Raw genomic sequence first — 15972 nt, 5'->3', positions numbered from 1 at the left:
CAGCGCTTTTTGGTCGCAATCTCGCCGATCAACCCGGCATTTTTGCGCCAACCACACGGTCGCGCCCATCCAGATCAGGGATCACCCGGACATCAACAAGCCCCGCCGCATCAAACAAAGCGCCAACTTTTTTTGCCTGCGTTGGGCCAATTTCCACAAGAATCCGTCCCCCCGGCAACAGAAAATCCGGGGCAGACGCGGCGATCCGCCGATATGCGCCCAGCCCGTCGCCTTCGTCGGTCAAAGCCATGCGTGGTTCGTGCTCTTTCACCTCCGGCGACAGATCAGCCATTTCCTCGACCGAGACATAGGGGGGATTGGAAACAATAAGGTCAAATTGACCCTCAATGCTCTCAAACCAGTCTGAACGTACAATATCAACCCGCCCCTCTACATGATGCTCAACGGCGTTGGCGCTGGCCTGGAGACAGGCCGCCTCGCTCAGATCGACCCCAATACCCGAGGCGCTGGCACGTTCGGCCAACAACGTGATCAGAATGCACCCCGACCCCACGCCGAGGTCCAGAACATGGTCAAACGGCGCGCTCAGGGCTGCTTCTATCAAAGTTTCAGTTTCGGGGCGTGGGTCCAGTACATCTCGGCTGACCCGAAATTTGCGCCCATAAAACTCGCGCTCGCCTAGCAAATGTGAAACCGGCACCCGAATGGCGCGAAGCGAGATCAATTGGTCATAACGCTCGGCAATCTCGGGCTGCAACTCTTCCGGTGCAATCAGTGTTACCCGGCTGGCTTCAATACGCGCCGCGTGGGCCAGCAGCAGGCGCGCATCCCGGGCAGGATCATCCACGCCAGCCGCCCGCAAACGGGCCGTTGCCGCCACCATGGCCTGTGCCGCTGTTTGCAGGCCGGTCATTGCGCCATCTCGGCCAACAGCCGCGCCTGATCATCAGCCGTCAACGCGTCGATAACCTCATCCAGATCGCCCTGCATCACCTGATCAAGCTTATAGAGCGTTAGGTTGATCCGGTGATCCGTCATGCGACCTTGTGGGAAGTTATAGGTGCGAATACGTTCCGAGCGGTCGCCCGAGCCCACCTGACTGGCCCGATCTGCCGAGCGTTCACTGTCGATCCGTTGCCGCTCCAGATCATAGAGCCGCGTCTTCAGCACCTGCATGGCAATCTCGCGGTTTCGATGCTGAGACTTCTCGGAACTCGTTACAACCAACCCTGTCGGAAGGTGCGTGATCCGCACCGCCGAGTCGGTGGTGTTCACGTGCTGCCCGCCCGCGCCCGAGCTGCGCATCGTATCGATTCTTATGTCATTTGCGTCGATCTGAATGTCCACATCCTCGGCCTCCGGCAGAACCGCCACGGTTGCAGCCGAGGTATGAATGCGCCCACCGCTTTCCGTCTCGGGCACGCGCTGCACGCGGTGCACACCGGATTCGTACTTCATCCGGGCAAACACATTGTCGCCCTTGATATGGGCCACGACCTCTTTAATGCCGCCCAAATCCGAAGCCTGTTCCTCGATGATCTCAAACCGCCAGCCCCGCGCCTCGGCATAGCGCTGGTACATGCGCAGTAAGTCACCTGCGAACAAAGCGGCCTCATCCCCACCGGTCCCAGGACGAATTTCCAGCATCGCCGGGCGCGCATCGGCTTCGTCTTTTGGCAGCAGCGCCAGCTGCAGGGCTTGTTCCGCCGCCGGAATACTGGCCTGCAACTGAGGAATTTCCTCTTCGGCCAGTTCTTTCATATCCGGGTCGGCCAGCATCGCCTCGGCCTCGGCCAAATCCGCGACCAGCTGACGCCAGGCCATGATCTGATCAACCACCGGCTTGAGGTCGGAGTATTCCTTGGCCAGCGTCGCAATATCGCCCCCCGACGCGCCATCGGCCATGGCTGCTTCGAGGTATTGAAAACGCTGGGTGATCTGTTCAAGACGTTCTTCAGGGATCATCCGGGCGGTGTCTCTCATCCCGGGGCTTTGGTCAAGGGCAACGTCATGCTAAGCTCGCTGTCATGAAACGGATTTTGCTTGCTTTACTGCTGACATCCACGCCGGTTTTCGCCGATTACGTCGGCCCGGACGGTAAAACCCGCGATTGCTATTGCACCGATACATCGGGGTCTCGCATCGAGTTGGGCGAGATGATCTGCCTGCAGGTCGATGGTCGCATGTTCACCGCGCAGTGTCAGATGTCGCTGAACGTTCCCATGTGGCGAGAGGTTCAGGAAGGGTGCCTGTCATCAAGGTTGCAAAGTACACCCCTCGGAAACGCAGCACCGGACGGGGCGTCTTAAACCACAGGCGCAAAGTCACATCTGTTTCAACCACCCATCAACCCGCGCCTTGTTCACGCCAAAGTCTTTGCGCCCAAACCGCAAGCGGCCATGAACGCGCAGAGAGTTGCCGTCCTGCTGAACCGTGGTGTAGTCGGGAAAGCCGATCCATTTCGTGCGGGTGATGTAGGTGATCATGCCTGCTTCGACGGAACCTGCCAACACCGATGTGCGGGGCGTGGCGCGGATGATCTGGTCCAGCCGCTGCAACCCGTCTGGACCGGTTTCGACAACGCGCACCACACCGCCGGGCAGGTCCTGATCCACGGGTGCGACCGGCGCAATGTTCCAGTGCGCGGGGTCGGATGGGGCCAGTCGGATATAGGCGCCCAGCCCGATCACAAGCGCGAATACCCCCCAAAGAACCATCTTTTTCATCCCGCATTATCCTTTCGGGGAAACCCTATGCGGATCAAGCGCCGGGACAAGCCATTCCGCCCCGCTTTACCGTGACGTCACCCCCGGTAGGATGCACAGCATCTCGTATATCAGGTTCGCCGCTGTAAGCGCCGTGTTGCCCGACGGATCATAAGGCGGAGAGACCTCGACCAGATCACATCCCACCACGTTCACCCCCTGCAGCGCATGGATCAGTTGCAGTGCTTGTGGTGTTGTTAGCCCCGCAATCTCGGGTGTGCCGGTGCCCGGAGCAAAAGCAGGATCCAGGCTGTCGATGTCATAGGTGATATAAACCGGTTGCTCGCCGATGGTCTTGCGAATCTGCGAGCCGATTTGGGTCAGGTTCTGCTGCCAGAGCTCCCAAGCGGGAAACTGGCGAAAACCCCAATCCTTGGCCTCGGTAAAGTCTGAGGCCGCGTAGCCAGATCCACGAATGCCGATCTGAAAGGTTTTGTCGGGAACGATCAGCCCCTCTTCATACGCGCGGCGAAAAACGGTGCCGTGGGTTTCCTTTTCGCCAAACATCTCTTCATTCACGTCCGCATGGGCATCCACATGCACCAGCGCCACCGGCCCGTGCTTTGCCGCAATCGCCCGCAGGATCGGCAATGTGATCGAATGATCTCCCCCCATCGCGACCGGGATCACATTTTTTGCCAGTATCGCATCATAGCTTTCTTTGATGATCCTTAGGCTGTCCGACAATGAGAAGGTATTGATCGCCAGATCGCCAATATCGGCAATCTGCAGACTTTCGAACGGGGCCGCAGACGTGGCCATGTTATAGGGCCGGATCATCGCGCTTTCGCTGCGGATCTGTTTCGGGCCAAATCGTGTGCCCGACCGCCACGAGGTGCCGATATCCATCGGAATCCCCAGTACCGCTACGTCCAGCCCTGCCAGTGAAGCGGCCTGCGGAAGGCGCATAAACGTGTTCGGCCCCGAAAATCGCGCCAAGTCATTGCCACTGACCGGTTGGTTGAATTCTGTCATGCGCGTGCCGCCCCATCCTTTTTTCACGTCTTCCAGCACATACCGGAAGTATGGCTAACCAGAAGTTAACGCGTATCCCAACGGGTTTACTCTTTCGCCTTTGCCAACTTGTCCCAGCCCAGCAGGCAGATGATCTGCGTCGCCACATGCGCCCCGGCAATCGCTGTTGCACCCGACGTGTCGAAAGGCGGAGAGACCTCGACCACGTCTCCGCCCTTGATGTTAATCCCGGCAATGTCGCGCAGGATGATCTGTGTCTGAATGGAACTTAACCCGCCCCAGACCGGCGTGCCGGTGCCCGGCGCAAAGGCAGGGTCCAGCCCGTCGATGTCAAAGCTCAGATAGACTGGGCTGTTACCCAGTATACCTTTGATCTTCTGCGCGACCGCGGCAGGGCCGGATTCATAGACCTCGCGCGCGTCGATGATGTTGACGCCCAAAGTGTCCTCATTGGTGGTGCGAATGCCCACCTGAACGGAGCGCTTTGGGTCTACGATCCCAGACTTTACTGCCTTGTAGAACATTGTTCCGTGATCAACGCGGGACATATCATCATCGGCCCAGGTGTCCGTATGCGCATCGAATTGCAGCAACGACATCGGCCCGTATTTCTCGGCATAGGCTTTCAGGATCGGGAAACTGATATAGTGGTCCCCGCCCAGCGTGACAGACGCTACATCGGCCGCCAGAATGGTGCGGATATGATCGGTCAGTGTGTCGGGAAAGGCCGGAATATTGGCATAGTCATAAGCCATGTCTCCGTAGTCCACGATGGCCAGTTCGCTGAGCGCATCAAAAGGCCAGCCATAGGGCGCATCGGGCGATTGCAGAGCGCTGGCCTCGCGGATTGCACGTGGGCCAAGGCGCGTGCCGGGGCGGTTGGTGACAGCCTGATCGAAGGGTACACCGGTCACGGCGATGTCCACCCCGTCCAGATCTTTGGTATAAAGCCGCCGCAGAAACGAGGTCGCTCCGCCAAAAGTGTTCTCATAAGACAACCCTTTGAGATCGGGATTAGTGAACGCTTCGTCCACCTGGTTTTTTGCGTCTTCCAGTGCCATTTGTTTACCCCATCAACCCAACGGCTGCGCCTTTTCCACGATGCGTGCGAAAAAGGACGCGCCGATAGGCGCTATATCGTCGTTAAAGTTGTACTTGGGATGGTGCAGCCCTGCACCATCGCCTTGCCCCAAGAACAGATACGCGCCGGGCCGTTCCTGAAGCATGTATGAAAAATCCTCGGCTCCCATATCGCGCCCCATAGTGTCGACCACGCGTTCAGGCCCAGAGACTTCGCGCGCAACATCGGCAGCAAAAGCGGTTTTTTCGACATCATTGATCGTCGCGGGATACCCAACCTGATAATCCAACCGCGCCTCAACCCCGTAAGACGCGGCCTGCCCCTGAACGATCTGCTCCATCCGCTCCATGACCATCTTCTGCACGGACGGGTCAAAGGTGCGCACCGTGCCATTCAGATACGCAGTGTCCGGAATTACGTTGTTAACCGTTCCCGTGTGTATCTGTGTGACCGAGACCACCAGATCTTCCACTGCATAGTGGTTGCGGCTGACGATGGTCTGGATCGCCTGCGCAATACCGCAGACCGCCATAACGGGGTCTTTGGTTAGATGCGGCAACGCCCCATGCCCTCCGACACCCTGTATATGAATCTCGAACGAATCCACCGCCGCCATAATCGGGCCCGCCGTGGTATAGAAAGCGCCTTCCGGGTTTCCCGGGTCGTTGTGTATTCCGTAAACCTGCGAGATGTCGAACCGGTCCATGATGCCTTCTTCGACCATCACCCCGGCACCGCCGCCCTCTTCCTCGGCGGGCTGAAAGATCAGGGCCACGCGACCGCTGAAGTTCCGTGTTTCGGCCAGATAGCGCGCCGCTCCCAACAGCATTGTGGTGTGGCCGTCATGACCGCAGGCGTGCATCTTACCTGGGTTCTTCGAAGCATATTCGACACCTGTTTCTTCTGGAATTGGCAGGGCATCCATATCCGCACGCAGGCCGATGGTCGGCCCCTCGCCCTGCCCGTTGATGATCGCAACCATTCCGGTCTTGGCGATACCCTCATGCAGTTCATCCACCCCGAACTCGCGCAGACGCTCGGCCACAAAGGCGGCTGTCTCATAGCACTCGAACTCCAGTTCAGGGATCGTGTGCAAGTGCTGACGCCACGCAGCCATATCGGCTGAGAAATCGGCAATTCGGTTGACGACGGGCATCTGGGGTGGACTCCTGATCGGGACTGCGGGATGGATGCATCTGACACCGGAACGAAAGGGTTCGCAATGGCTGAAAATCCTCTGATCCACAACAGCGACGCTGGTATCGAACGGTTACTGGAAATCATGCGCCGCCTGCGCGACCCGCAAAGTGGTTGTCCTTGGGACATCGAACAGGATTTCGCGACGATTGCCCCCTACACTATTGAAGAGGCGTATGAAGTCGCCGACGCCATTGAGCGCGAAGCTTACGATGAGCTGAAAGGAGAACTGGGCGATCTTCTGTTCCAATCCGTCTTTCACGCGCAAATGGCTGAAGAGGCAGGGCATTTCACCTTTCAAGACGTGGTCCGCACCATGTCGGACAAGATGGTCAGCCGTCATCCCCACGTATTTGGCGACGAATCCCGCGACAAGTCAGCCGATCAGCAGACCAAGGATTGGGAAGCGATCAAGGCCGCCGAGCGTGCAGGCAAGGAACAAAAGGGCGCGTTGGACGGTGTCGCGGCGAACCTGCCCGCCCTGCTGCGCGCGCACAAACTGCAAAAACGCGCTGCACGCGTAGGCTTTGACTGGCCCGATGCCAGCCATGTGTTGGCAAAGATCACCGAAGAAGCGGCTGAACTGGAAGAAGCGCGGGACAAGATGGACGCCGATGCGCTGGAGGACGAATTCGGTGATCTCCTGTTTGTGATGGTCAATCTGGGTCGCCATCTGGGTATCGAACCCGAAGCCGCCCTGCGCCGTACCAATGCCAAGTTCACCCGCCGCTTTGAACAGGTCGAGGCCCGTCTGGCCGAGCGGGGCAAAACCCCCGCGCAAAGCGATCTTGCCGAGATGGATGCGCTTTGGGACGAAGTCAAAACCGAAGAGCATCGCGCCAACGGCAAACTCCCGCCGGTGGACGCGTCGACCGGGGCCTGAAACTGCTGGACAAGTGCGGTGACACTTGCGAGTGTCCGCGTTTCAAGACCCCGGAGGCATAATGGCACCGCGCAAAATCATCATCGATACCGACCCCGGACAAGACGACGCCGTCGCCATCCTGCTGGCCTTGGCCAGTCCGGATGAGATCGAGGTTCTGGGTATTACTGCCGTCGCCGGGAATGTGCCCTTGTCGCTGACTGCCAAGAACGCACGGATTGTCTGCGAACTGGCGGGGCAGACGGGTGTTCCAGTCTATGCGGGTTGTGATCGCCCCCTGATCCGCCCTTTGGTCACGGCAGAACATGTGCACGGCAAAACCGGGCTAGACGGGCCCGTTCTGCCGGACCCTGAAATGCCGCTGGCAGACGGACATGCGGTTGATTTCATCATCGAGACACTGCGCAAACATGACTCAGGCACCGTGACACTCTGCCCGTTGGGGCCGCTGACCAACATCGCCATGGCGTTCCGCAAGGCCCCAGACATCGTCGATCGGGTGCAGGAAATCGTGCTGATGGGGGGCGCTTATTTCGAAGTAGGCAACATCACACCCACAGCCGAATTCAACATCCACGTCGATCCAGAAGCTGCTGATATCGTTTTCCGATCCGGCAGGCCCATCGTGGTTATGCCCCTGGATGTCACGCATAAGGCGCTGGTCACCAAACCCCGCAATGATGCGTTCCGAGCATTGGGAAACAAGGTCGGCATTGCAGTGGCTGAAATGACCGACTTTTTTGAGCGCTTCGACAAGGAAAAATACGGAAGCGCAGGTGCACCGTTGCATGACCCCTGCGTGACCGCTTATCTGATCCGGCCTGAGCTATTCTCGGGCCGCCAAGTGAATGTCGAGGTTGAGACCCGGTCGGAACTGACCATGGGCATGACCATCGCCGATTGGTGGGGCGTAACCGACCGCGCACCAAACGCCCTGTTCATCGGTGATCTCGATGCGGATGGCTTCTTTGAGCTACTGACAGAAAGGCTGGGCCGACTATGAGCGCCGCTCTGCGCCTTGCGCGCCCCGAAGATCTGGACCGCCTGATGGCGCTGGTCACTGCGTTTCACGCCGAAGCGCGAATAGAACAGGACGCCGACAAAACCCGAAATGCCCTTGCCCCCTTACTGGAAGGCATCCCTCATGGCTGTGTCTATCTGATCGGACCGGGGCGTGCACCGTTGGGGTATATCATCCTGACCTTCGGCTGGTCGGTCGAATTTGGTGGCATGGACGGTTTCGTGGACGAAATCTATATCCGTCCTGCCGTTCGTGGCCGCGGTATCGCGACCGAGGTTTTGCTGGATCTGCCCAAAGCTCTGGCTGGAGCAGGATTGACGGCATTGCACTTGGAAGTCGACCGCACCAGCGAGGCCGCTCAGAAACTGTACCTGCGCACCGGATTCAAACCGCGTGACAGATACATGCTGATGAGCAAAGCGCTTTAGCGCGACTCGCCTCTGAAGATATTGGCTGGATTCATGTCCTGAACCGGATCGTTCGCTGAAACTGGTTCTCCGGTTATCGGATATGTCCCCGGCTCGGAACAAGCGGACAGAACTGTGATGGACGCTGCGGTGATGATCAGAAGGAATTTTGATACAGACATCGTACTCCCCTTTCTGCAATGAAACGAGATTACTGCATTCAGAATGAACTTGGTTAGTAACAAGTTCACACATAACTTTACTAAAGCAGGGTTCTCGTAAACAGATCAGGGCAATCCTGGTTGCTAAAACGCTGATTAAATTCAACTATCGTTATTTTTAGTTTTTTTGAGTTTCGTAAGCGACATCTCGAAAAAAATCAGGTGGTCCCGTGCGATTTCTGGAATCTCAGAGTATGCGTCGCGCAGGGTAAACCCCAACGACAGGTATAATTGAGTCGCTGCCTCCAGCGGTTTTCCGGTATCCATTCGGATATAGTCAAAGCCAAGATCCCTGCAGGTTTCAATCAGCGACAACATAATGGCACGGCCCGCGCCAGAGCCCCTTGCCGCATCCGTCACATACACCCGCTTTATCTCGGCCACGCCCGGCGCGATTGTATGAAACATGCCGCTACCAATCGGCTCACCTTCCAACACAGCCAACTTGATCCCACCATTTGGCGGTGCGTGATCCACCTCGATGTTGTCCATCAAACGGGCGTATTTTTCCTTTGGATAAAAGGTCTGAACGATCTGAACGGATTTTTCATCCAAGGTCAGCAGGAAATCCCGATAGTCCCAACACAAACGCCGAACCGCGTTCAACTGGTCCGGCGTTTCTGGTTCAATGATCTTTAGCAAGACGTGGCCCCCGGATTGTGTCCGAGGGTCAGCCTAGCATCAGATGTGTTATTTGCGAAGGATCGACGCGCCCGCGTATTCCGCGACCTCGCCCAGCGATTCCTCGATACGGATCAGTTGGTTGTACTTAGCCAACCGGTCCGACCGCGCCAACGAGCCGGTTTTGATCTGACCGCAATTGGTTGCCACGGCCAGATCGGCGATGGTTGCATCCTCGGTCTCGCCCGAGCGGTGGGACATGACGTTGGTGTAACGCGCGCGGTGGGCCATATCGACAGCGCGCAGAGTCTCGGTCAGCGAACCGATCTGGTTCACCTTGACCAGCATCGAGTTGGCGCAGCCGCGTTCGATCCCTTCGGCCAGACGTACGGGGTTGGTCACGAACAGGTCGTCGCCCACCAACTGTACTTTGTCACCGATGGCGTCGGTCAGGGCTTTCCAGCCGTCCCAGTCATCTTCGGACATGCCGTCCTCGATCGAGATGATGGGATAGTCGTTGACCAACGCCGCCAGATAGGCGGCGTTTTCTTCCGAGGTCAGAGTCGTGCCCTCACCCGCCAGAACGTATTTGCCGTCTTTGAAGTATTCAGTCGCGGCGCAATCCAGCGCCAGATGGATTTCCTCGCCCGGCTTATAACCCGCCTTTTCGATGGATTTCAGAATGAAATCCATCGCTTCGCGGGTGCTTGCGATGTTCGGAGCAAAGCCACCCTCATCACCGACACCGGTGGCCAGACCAGCTGCCGAGAGCTCTTTCTTCAGTGTATGAAACACTTCGGACCCCATGCGCACCGCCTCGCGGATATTCGCGGCCGAGGTCGGCATGATCATGAATTCCTGAATGTCGATCGGGTTATCTGCGTGTTCGCCCCCGTTGATGATGTTCATCATTGGAACCGGCAGAACACGGGCCGAGGTGCCGCCCACATAGCGATAGAGCGGCTGGGTTGTGAAATCGGCCGCGGCCTTGGCTGTGGCCAACGAAACACCCAGAATGGCATTTGCACCGAGACGGCCTTTGTTTTCGATCCCGTCCAACTCGATCATCGCCTGATCGATGGCCACCTGTTCGGTCGCGTCGAAACCTACCAGTTCTTCGGCGATCTCACCGTTCACGGCGGCAACGGCTTCCAGAACACCCTTGCCCATGTAACGCGCTTTGTCACCGTCGCGCTTTTCCACTGCCTCATAGGCACCGGTTGATGCCCCGGACGGCACGGCAGCACGGCCCATGGTGCCGTCTTCCAGAATCACGTCAACCTCAACTGTCGGGTTGCCCCGGCTGTCCAGAATTTCGCGTGCGTGGATGTCGATAATGGTGCTCATGAGGCCCGTTCCTATGGCTGCAGTCGGTTGCACGCGTCATAGCAGCACCGGCCCAAATGTAAACCGGTTCCGTTATCGCTAACAGGCACATTTTCGGACCTTTAGGGCTAACAGCCTGTTGTTTGCGCCAACACAATTAGACCGGAGCCAGTTCGTTTGCCAAACGCCGCTCGCGAACAAAGGTATAAAGTCCGGACCCAATGATAAGTGTCGCGCCCGCAAGCGTCAGCGCATCTGGCCGCTCACCAAAAACCAGCATTCCTGCAACGATCGAGAACACCAGACGCGTGTAGCGGAACGGCATCAATGCCGACGCTTCGCCGACACGCATCGCGGTGACAATGCCGTAATACCCAATCACACCGGACCCTACGGCCCCGAGATACGGTAACGATTGTCCGTCCTGAAGCGGCACAAAAGATGCACCGGAAATCGCCATCAACAGCCCGCCAGCCAGCGCAACTGCAATGAACGCTTGCATCGCTACAACGGTCGAGGCGACTCGCGCATCCAGCTTACGCGTGATGAGATCGCGCGCAGCAATGGCCAGGACGGACAAAATCACAAAAAGAGACTCGGGCTGGAACCCTTGGAAACCGGGACGAATGATCATCAGAACGCCGACAAACCCCACGCCAATCGCGCTCCAACGCCGCCAGCCGACGTGTTCCCCCAAAAACATGGCTGCCCCCATGGTGACAGCCAGCGGCAGGACCTGAAAAACGGCGGCGACCGTTGAAAGGTCGATCAAAGACAGCGCCGTAACAAAGGTTACTGCCCCGATCCCTTCGGTTGCCGCGCGCGCCAACGGCAATAGCTTCCAGGCCATCGGGTCAAAGACGCGTTTGCGCGAGGCCACTGACAGAGCTGCAAACACGAGCGTACAGACCACGCCGAGGAACACCATGATCTGCCCTGTCGGCACCGAGACCGACAGAACCTTGATGAACATGTCCTCAAGTGCAAAGGCCGCCATCGACCCAATGAGCAGCAGAATGCCGTTTACGTTGTTCATATGCGCGTCCACAGGAAAAAGCACTTTGGGTGCCTATGCGCACAACAACCTCAACCAATGGCCTCTGGCAAGACATTTCCCGTCACGCGTGATGAATTAACGTGAGGGGATCAATCGCGTTTCGTGATGATTTAATCCTGTTCCAGTGGCACGCCATACAGCTCCAGCCGATGGCCTTTCAGTTTGTACCCCAGCTTTGCCGCGATTTTTTCCTGAAGGGCTTCGATCTCAGGGTCGACGAATTCTATCACCTCACCCGATTGCATATCGATCAAGTGATCATGATGGTCACGCTCGGCATCCTCGTACCGTGCGCGGCCATCGCCGAATTCCAGACGCTCCAGAATCCCCGCTTCTTCAAACAGTTTCACCGTCCGATATACGGTTGCAATCGAAATACCTTTGTCGACGGCAGAAGCACGTGAATAGAGCTCTTCGACATCCGGATGGTCGTCGCTTTGTTCCAGCACCTGCGCGATGATCCTTCTTTGACCGGTCATGCGCAGGCCCTTGGCCTCACAACGCCCAATAATCGTTTCCGACATGATGCCCCTCAGACTTGCTCGGGTATCTGTCTTAGTATGTCTGTGCAGTTTGCGCCACAGGGATTTCTGCTTTTCCGCTGTTCTTACGCAGCACGTGTCAGATCGGCCCAGACAGGCAGATGATCCGATGCGATATGTGCCGGGCGCGCGTCGTGAACCCCATGCGCGGTGGCTTTCACCCCTGCGCCCAGCGCGATCCGGTCCAACGCGCCAAGCGGTTGCGCTGCGGGAAAGCTGGGTCGGGGCGGTAGAAAACGCATCTCGGGGGCCAGATGGTCCAGAACCGGCTGCCGCGACCATTCGTTGAAATCCCCGGCCCAGACGGTTGGCATCTTGGCCAGATCATCATCAAAGCGCCGGATGTGCGAAATCTGCTGCCGCCGCGATGCGGGCAGCAACCCAAGATGCATCCCCATCACCCGCAACGGCCCGATTTGAGTATCGAACTCGACTCGGACCGCGCCGCGCGGCTCTAACCCCGGCAAATCATGATGCCCTTTTTGACGGACGGAAATACCATCCCCACGCCATATGACTGCATTACCGTGCCACCCAAGGCTGCCGGCCCCGCCAAGATCGACGATCTGCCAACCCGCCTCGTCCAGCATGAAATGCGGCAGGGCTGCCGGGCGCGGCGGCAGGCGTTTGTCTGCCTCTTGCAGCACAACGATGTCGGCCCGCATGTGTTCGATGACCTGCAGGATACGCTGCGGTTGACGCCGGAAATCCAGCCCGAGGCATTTTTGAATGTTATAGCTGGCGATACGTAGGGTTGAAGATTGTTTCATAAGGGCTTGACCAATGGGCTTGCGCTCAATGTGCCACCTCTGGCGCGGCGCGCAACCCCCCCTGTTCCGATACAGAACGAATGCCTCGGAAAGAAACAACGCCAATCGCACGATTTATTGGCAAACGACCCGCAAGCGATCACCAAAGGATTGTTCCTTTTGATCCCCTGCTCTATCCGGTTGCAGTGGAACGGCCAAACCGCCGCAACTCGAGGGGCTGAATGGAACTGCATCAGACACAGCCGGTCAACAGCACCCGCGCCAGCCTGGTTCTGGTCATGGGCGGCGCGCTATGGGGGCTCTACTGGATCCCGGTTCGGTTCTTTCTGGATCAGGGTCTGACCGGCCCCTGGCCCGGGATTGTCATGTATTGCGCGGCCCTGATCGCTCTATTCCCATTTGTTTGGAGCGACCGACACACACTTGTTCGCGAATGGCGCAACCTGATGCTCAGCGGGATGTTCACGGGTGCCGCGTTCAGCCTGTATTCCATCAGTCTTGTATACACTGACGTTGTCCGGTCGATCCTGCTGTTCTACCTCACGCCCATTTGGGGCACGCTTCTGGGCGTCATGTTTTTGGGTGAACGCCTCAACCTTATGCGTCTTGCCGGTCTCTTCTGCGGGTTGGGCGGCCTTTTTGTTGTTCTGGGCGGCGCGGGTTTCGTGCCCTGGCCGCAAAACATAGGCGATTGGCTGGCATTGGCATCAGGCGTATGCTGGGCCCTGGGCTCTATGGGCCTTTATCGTGTCAATCGCATCTCGATTTCGGGGCAGGTCTTTGCCTTTGTATTCGGCGCGCTGATTCTGTCCTTGTTCAGCCTTCCATTGCTGGGCGAGCAGAACATCCCTTCCGTGGCACCTCATGAGACGATCCGCGTGCTTCTGTTCGCCCTGCTGTCGGCCTTCTACATCCTGCCCATGGTCTACATGACGATTTGGCCAGCAACAAAGCTTTCCCCATCAAGGGTCGGCCTGCTGCTGATGAGCGAAGTGGTCGTCGGAATCGCATCTGCTGCCGTGCTATCCGGAGAACCCTTTGGCCTGCGCGAGTTTCTGGGCGCTGCGCTGATCGTCAGCGCCGCCGTGTTGGAGATTGTTCGAAAGTAAGGCCCGAGATGGGTCACGTCCCACAGAAGGTTGCGTGCACCACCTCGTTCTTGGCCGGGGGCCGTCTCAAATCTGCGGCATCATCCTGATCATCGTAAGGCTGTGCGAGGACGGCGTTCAGCCGATGGAACGGCGCGTAATCCCCTTGCACCGCAGCTTGGATCATCTGTTCGACACGGTGGTTGCGCGGAATGAACGCCGGGTTAGAAGCGGCCATCACGTCCATCGGTTGCGCTTCGCGCTCTAATCGCGCGCGCCAGCCCTGGGCCCAACTGTCATAGCTGGCGGGGTCAACAAATTGATCCCGCGCGGTATCGCTGCCCAGCGCCCGGAAGGTGTTGGTGAAATCCGCCTGCCCTTCGGCCATGCGTTTCAATAAATCCGTCACAAGCTCTAGATCAGCGTCTTCGTCAATCGTCAGACCGATCTTGGCACGGAACAGGGTCAACCAATTCTGCTGCAAAAGCTCTGGCATGGCATGGACGATCTCGGTCGCCTCTTCGACAGCGGCCTCCTTGTCATCCATCTGCTGGATCAAGGACGTCGCCAACTGCGCAAGGTTCCATACGGCAATGTCGGGCTGGTTCGAATAGGCATACCGCCCCATCCGGTCAATCGAACTGTAGACCGTGTTGGGGTGATACGTGTCCATGAAAGCGCAAGGACCATAGTCAATCGTCTCACCCGCGATCGAGCAATTGTCAGTGTTCATAACACCGTGAATGAATCCCACGCTCATCCACTGCGCGATCAACTTGGCCTGTGCGTCCCGCACCGCCCGCAACAGACCCATCGGCCCGTCAGCCTCAGGATAGTGACGCGCGATGGCGTATTCCGTTAGTCGACGCAAACTGTCCAGCTGCCCCCGTGCGGCGAAAACCTGAAACGTACCCACCCGCAGATGGCTGCTGGCCACACGCGTCAGCACAGCGCCGGGCATCGGGCCTTCGCGAAACACCGTTTCGCCCGTTTCCACAGCCGCCAGAGCACGCGTGGTCGGAACGCCCAGCGCGTGCATCGCCTCAGACACCACATATTCACGCAGAACCGGCCCCAGCCACGCCCGACCATCGCCTCGGCGCGAAAACGGCGTGGGGCCCGAGCCTTTCAACTGAATGTCCCGGCGCACACCGTCGGTGCCCACGGTCTCGCCCAGCAACACCGCACGCCCATCCCCCAATTGAGGGTTATACTGTCCGAACTGGTGCCCCGAATATAACTGCGCGATAGGCTCCGCACCTGTGGGCAGATGGTTGCCGGCAAAAGCCTCGGCCATGTCATGCACATCTCCTGGTGCAATTTGCAGCAACTTCGCCAAATCATCGTTAAACGCAATCATCTGTGGCGCACGGACGGGAAGCGGAGCCTGCCGCGCAAAAAACGCATCCGGCAGACGGGCATAAGTATTATCAAAGGGGATCGTCAGGGTCATGTCGCATTACATATTGTTCGGGCGCACGAATACCATAGCGGATCGTATCGTCCCGTGCATAATCGCGCCGAACCAAGAGGGCACTCATGACCGCACAAGACATTATCGACCACCTGAACCTGCAACGTCATCCCGAAGGCGGATGGTATGCCGAGACATGGCGTGCCAGCAACGCAGGCCGCCTCACCGGCACTTGCATCTATTTCTTGTTGCAGGCCGGAGAAAGCAGCCACTGGCATCGGGTCGACGCCACCGAGATCTGGCTCTACCACGCAGGCGCGCCTCTGGTCCTGTCGCTCAGCGCAACAGATAAAGGCCCCGCCGCCGATCACCTTCTCACACTTGACCTGTCTAAAGGCGCACCGCAGTTGATCGTACCGGAAGGCCATTGGCAGGCTGCACGCAGCACCGGCGACTACACCTTGGTCAGTTGCACGGTCTCTCCCGGCTTTGATTTCGAAGGTTTTGAGTTGGCCGCGCCGGGCTTTGACATCCCGAGGGAATAGCCCAACCAACGTAAATCTCTGAAAAGTTGAGTTTACAGACGGCCCAGCTTTGACCATCCTGTACCCGTAACCGTGTGTGATGGAGTATCGAGTGAGCA

Annotated in this window: 19 protein-coding genes; 6 read left to right on the top strand and 13 right to left on the bottom strand. The window is 58.1% G+C overall.

The genetic code is table 11. The annotated features are described in order from the left end of the window. Positions 1-28: 28 nt before the first annotated feature. Positions 29-874, bottom strand: a complete 846-nt coding sequence (gene prmC, locus GOV85_RS15820; RefSeq protein WP_171179849.1) for a peptide chain release factor N(5)-glutamine methyltransferase — start codon at positions 872-874, stop codon at positions 29-31. Beyond that, positions 871-1926, bottom strand: a complete 1056-nt coding sequence (gene prfA / locus GOV85_RS15815; RefSeq protein WP_171180070.1) for a peptide chain release factor 1 — start codon at positions 1924-1926, stop codon at positions 871-873. Before prfA ends, prmC begins: the two co-directional genes overlap by 4 nt. 62 nt (positions 1927-1988) lie before the next feature. Here prfA and GOV85_RS15810 point away from each other — a divergent pair, with 62 nt between their 5' ends. Then, on the top strand, positions 1989-2270 hold the full coding sequence (locus tag GOV85_RS15810; RefSeq protein WP_171179847.1) for a hypothetical protein: 282 nt from the start codon (positions 1989-1991) through the stop codon (positions 2268-2270). 15 nt (positions 2271-2285) lie between these two features. On the opposite strand, the gene GOV85_RS15805 is transcribed toward GOV85_RS15810, so the two are convergent. The 4 genes from GOV85_RS15805 to GOV85_RS15790 all read right to left on the bottom strand — a co-directional run bounded on the left by GOV85_RS15805 (position 2286) and on the right by GOV85_RS15790 (position 5938). Further along, positions 2286-2687, bottom strand: a complete 402-nt coding sequence (locus GOV85_RS15805) for a DUF1499 domain-containing protein (RefSeq protein ID WP_171179845.1) — start codon at positions 2685-2687, stop codon at positions 2286-2288. Between the two features lie 66 nt (positions 2688-2753). Next, the gene (speB, locus tag GOV85_RS15800) at positions 2754-3701 is read right to left on the bottom strand and encodes an agmatinase (protein ID WP_171179843.1); all 948 of its coding nucleotides are present in this window, start codon (positions 3699-3701) and stop codon (positions 2754-2756) included. An 86-nt stretch (positions 3702-3787) separates the two neighbouring features. Further along, on the bottom strand, positions 3788-4762 hold the full coding sequence (gene speB, locus GOV85_RS15795) for an agmatinase (RefSeq protein ID WP_171179841.1): 975 nt from the start codon (positions 4760-4762) through the stop codon (positions 3788-3790). A 12-nt stretch (positions 4763-4774) separates the two neighbouring features. After that, positions 4775-5938, bottom strand: a complete 1164-nt coding sequence (locus tag GOV85_RS15790; RefSeq protein WP_171179838.1) for a M20 aminoacylase family protein — start codon at positions 5936-5938, stop codon at positions 4775-4777. 66 nt (positions 5939-6004) lie between these two features. On the opposite strand from GOV85_RS15790, the gene mazG reads away from it, so the two are divergent. From mazG to GOV85_RS15775, 3 genes are all read left to right on the top strand, one after another. Then, positions 6005-6862, top strand: coding sequence for a nucleoside triphosphate pyrophosphohydrolase (gene mazG, locus GOV85_RS15785; protein ID WP_171179836.1), 858 nt, complete (start codon positions 6005-6007; stop codon positions 6860-6862). Positions 6863-6923: 61 nt separating this feature from the next. Beyond that, positions 6924-7865 (top strand): nucleoside hydrolase, encoded by a 942-nt coding sequence (locus GOV85_RS15780; RefSeq protein ID WP_171179834.1) that lies wholly within the window; start codon positions 6924-6926, stop codon positions 7863-7865. Beyond that, the gene (locus tag GOV85_RS15775) at positions 7862-8311 is read left to right on the top strand and encodes a GNAT family N-acetyltransferase (RefSeq protein WP_171179832.1); all 450 of its coding nucleotides are present in this window, start codon (positions 7862-7864) and stop codon (positions 8309-8311) included. Before GOV85_RS15780 ends, GOV85_RS15775 begins: the two co-directional genes overlap by 4 nt. On the opposite strand, the gene GOV85_RS15770 is transcribed toward GOV85_RS15775, so the two are convergent. The 6 genes from GOV85_RS15770 to GOV85_RS15745 all read right to left on the bottom strand — a co-directional run bounded on the left by GOV85_RS15770 (position 8308) and on the right by GOV85_RS15745 (position 12827). After that, a complete protein-coding gene (locus tag GOV85_RS15770; protein ID WP_171179830.1) occupies positions 8308-8472 on the bottom strand; it encodes a hypothetical protein in 165 nt (54 codons plus the stop codon). The genes GOV85_RS15775 and GOV85_RS15770 overlap by 4 nt on opposite strands. Before the next feature lie 141 nt (positions 8473-8613). After that, entirely contained in the window at positions 8614-9153 is a 540-nt protein-coding gene (locus GOV85_RS15765; RefSeq protein WP_171179828.1) for a GNAT family N-acetyltransferase, read from the bottom strand. Between the two features lie 48 nt (positions 9154-9201). Next, complete coding sequence (gene eno / locus GOV85_RS15760) at positions 9202-10479, bottom strand: phosphopyruvate hydratase (RefSeq protein ID WP_171179826.1); 1278 nt, start codon at positions 10477-10479, stop codon at positions 9202-9204. A 136-nt stretch (positions 10480-10615) separates the two neighbouring features. Beyond that, complete coding sequence (locus tag GOV85_RS15755) at positions 10616-11494, bottom strand: DMT family transporter (protein ID WP_171179824.1); 879 nt, start codon at positions 11492-11494, stop codon at positions 10616-10618. Positions 11495-11625: 131 nt separating this feature from the next. Beyond that, positions 11626-12039 carry a Fur family transcriptional regulator gene (locus GOV85_RS15750; protein WP_050602224.1) on the bottom strand — a complete coding sequence of 138 codons (414 nt, stop codon included), beginning with the start codon at positions 12037-12039 and terminating at the stop codon, positions 11626-11628. A gap of 83 nt (positions 12040-12122) precedes the next feature. Next, entirely contained in the window at positions 12123-12827 is a 705-nt protein-coding gene (locus tag GOV85_RS15745) for an endonuclease/exonuclease/phosphatase family protein (protein WP_171179822.1), read from the bottom strand. A gap of 221 nt (positions 12828-13048) precedes the next feature. On the opposite strand from GOV85_RS15745, the gene GOV85_RS15740 reads away from it, so the two are divergent. Further along, positions 13049-13936 (top strand): DMT family transporter, encoded by an 888-nt coding sequence (locus GOV85_RS15740; RefSeq protein WP_171179820.1) that lies wholly within the window; start codon positions 13049-13051, stop codon positions 13934-13936. A 13-nt stretch (positions 13937-13949) separates the two neighbouring features. On the opposite strand, the gene GOV85_RS15735 is transcribed toward GOV85_RS15740, so the two are convergent. Then, positions 13950-15368, bottom strand: coding sequence for a YdiU family protein (locus tag GOV85_RS15735; protein WP_171179818.1), 1419 nt, complete (start codon positions 15366-15368; stop codon positions 13950-13952). 86 nt (positions 15369-15454) lie between these two features. Here GOV85_RS15735 and GOV85_RS15730 point away from each other — a divergent pair, with 86 nt between their 5' ends. Next, on the top strand, positions 15455-15874 hold the full coding sequence (locus tag GOV85_RS15730; RefSeq protein ID WP_171179815.1) for a cupin domain-containing protein: 420 nt from the start codon (positions 15455-15457) through the stop codon (positions 15872-15874). The last annotated feature ends 98 nt before the right edge of the window (positions 15875-15972 follow it).

It is taken from the genome of Ruegeria sp. HKCCA4633, assembly GCF_013034605.1.
Taxonomy (GTDB): Bacteria; Pseudomonadota; Alphaproteobacteria; order Rhodobacterales; family Rhodobacteraceae; genus Ruegeria.
Note: the sequence above shows the minus strand (reverse complement) of the source record. Positions and strands in the feature narration are given on the sequence as shown.

What these genes read in the sequence shown, in the direction of transcription:
- prmC (WP_171179849.1), bottom strand. Translation starts at nt 874, where the DNA reads ATGACCGGCCTGCAAACAGCGGCACAGGCCATGGTGGCGGCAACGGCC.
- prfA (WP_171180070.1), bottom strand. Translation starts at nt 1,926, where the DNA reads ATGATCCCTGAAGAACGTCTTGAACAGATCACCCAGCGTTTTCAATAC.
- GOV85_RS15810 (WP_171179847.1), top strand. Translation starts at nt 1,989, where the DNA reads ATGAAACGGATTTTGCTTGCTTTACTGCTGACATCCACGCCGGTTTTC.
- GOV85_RS15805 (WP_171179845.1), bottom strand. Translation starts at nt 2,687, where the DNA reads ATGAAAAAGATGGTTCTTTGGGGGGTATTCGCGCTTGTGATCGGGCTG.
- speB (WP_171179843.1), bottom strand. Translation starts at nt 3,701, where the DNA reads ATGACAGAATTCAACCAACCGGTCAGTGGCAATGACTTGGCGCGATTT.
- speB (WP_171179841.1), bottom strand. Translation starts at nt 4,762, where the DNA reads ATGGCACTGGAAGACGCAAAAAACCAGGTGGACGAAGCGTTCACTAAT.
- GOV85_RS15790 (WP_171179838.1), bottom strand. Translation starts at nt 5,938, where the DNA reads ATGCCCGTCGTCAACCGAATTGCCGATTTCTCAGCCGATATGGCTGCG.
- mazG (WP_171179836.1), top strand. Translation starts at nt 6,005, where the DNA reads ATGGCTGAAAATCCTCTGATCCACAACAGCGACGCTGGTATCGAACGG.
- GOV85_RS15780 (WP_171179834.1), top strand. Translation starts at nt 6,924, where the DNA reads ATGGCACCGCGCAAAATCATCATCGATACCGACCCCGGACAAGACGAC.
- GOV85_RS15775 (WP_171179832.1), top strand. Translation starts at nt 7,862, where the DNA reads ATGAGCGCCGCTCTGCGCCTTGCGCGCCCCGAAGATCTGGACCGCCTG.
- GOV85_RS15770 (WP_171179830.1), bottom strand. Translation starts at nt 8,472, where the DNA reads ATGTCTGTATCAAAATTCCTTCTGATCATCACCGCAGCGTCCATCACA.
- eno (WP_171179826.1), bottom strand. Translation starts at nt 10,479, where the DNA reads ATGAGCACCATTATCGACATCCACGCACGCGAAATTCTGGACAGCCGG.
- GOV85_RS15755 (WP_171179824.1), bottom strand. Translation starts at nt 11,494, where the DNA reads ATGAACAACGTAAACGGCATTCTGCTGCTCATTGGGTCGATGGCGGCC.
- GOV85_RS15750 (WP_050602224.1), bottom strand. Translation starts at nt 12,039, where the DNA reads ATGTCGGAAACGATTATTGGGCGTTGTGAGGCCAAGGGCCTGCGCATG.
- GOV85_RS15745 (WP_171179822.1), bottom strand. Translation starts at nt 12,827, where the DNA reads ATGAAACAATCTTCAACCCTACGTATCGCCAGCTATAACATTCAAAAA.
- GOV85_RS15740 (WP_171179820.1), top strand. Translation starts at nt 13,049, where the DNA reads ATGGAACTGCATCAGACACAGCCGGTCAACAGCACCCGCGCCAGCCTG.
- GOV85_RS15735 (WP_171179818.1), bottom strand. Translation starts at nt 15,368, where the DNA reads ATGACCCTGACGATCCCCTTTGATAATACTTATGCCCGTCTGCCGGAT.
- GOV85_RS15730 (WP_171179815.1), top strand. Translation starts at nt 15,455, where the DNA reads ATGACCGCACAAGACATTATCGACCACCTGAACCTGCAACGTCATCCC.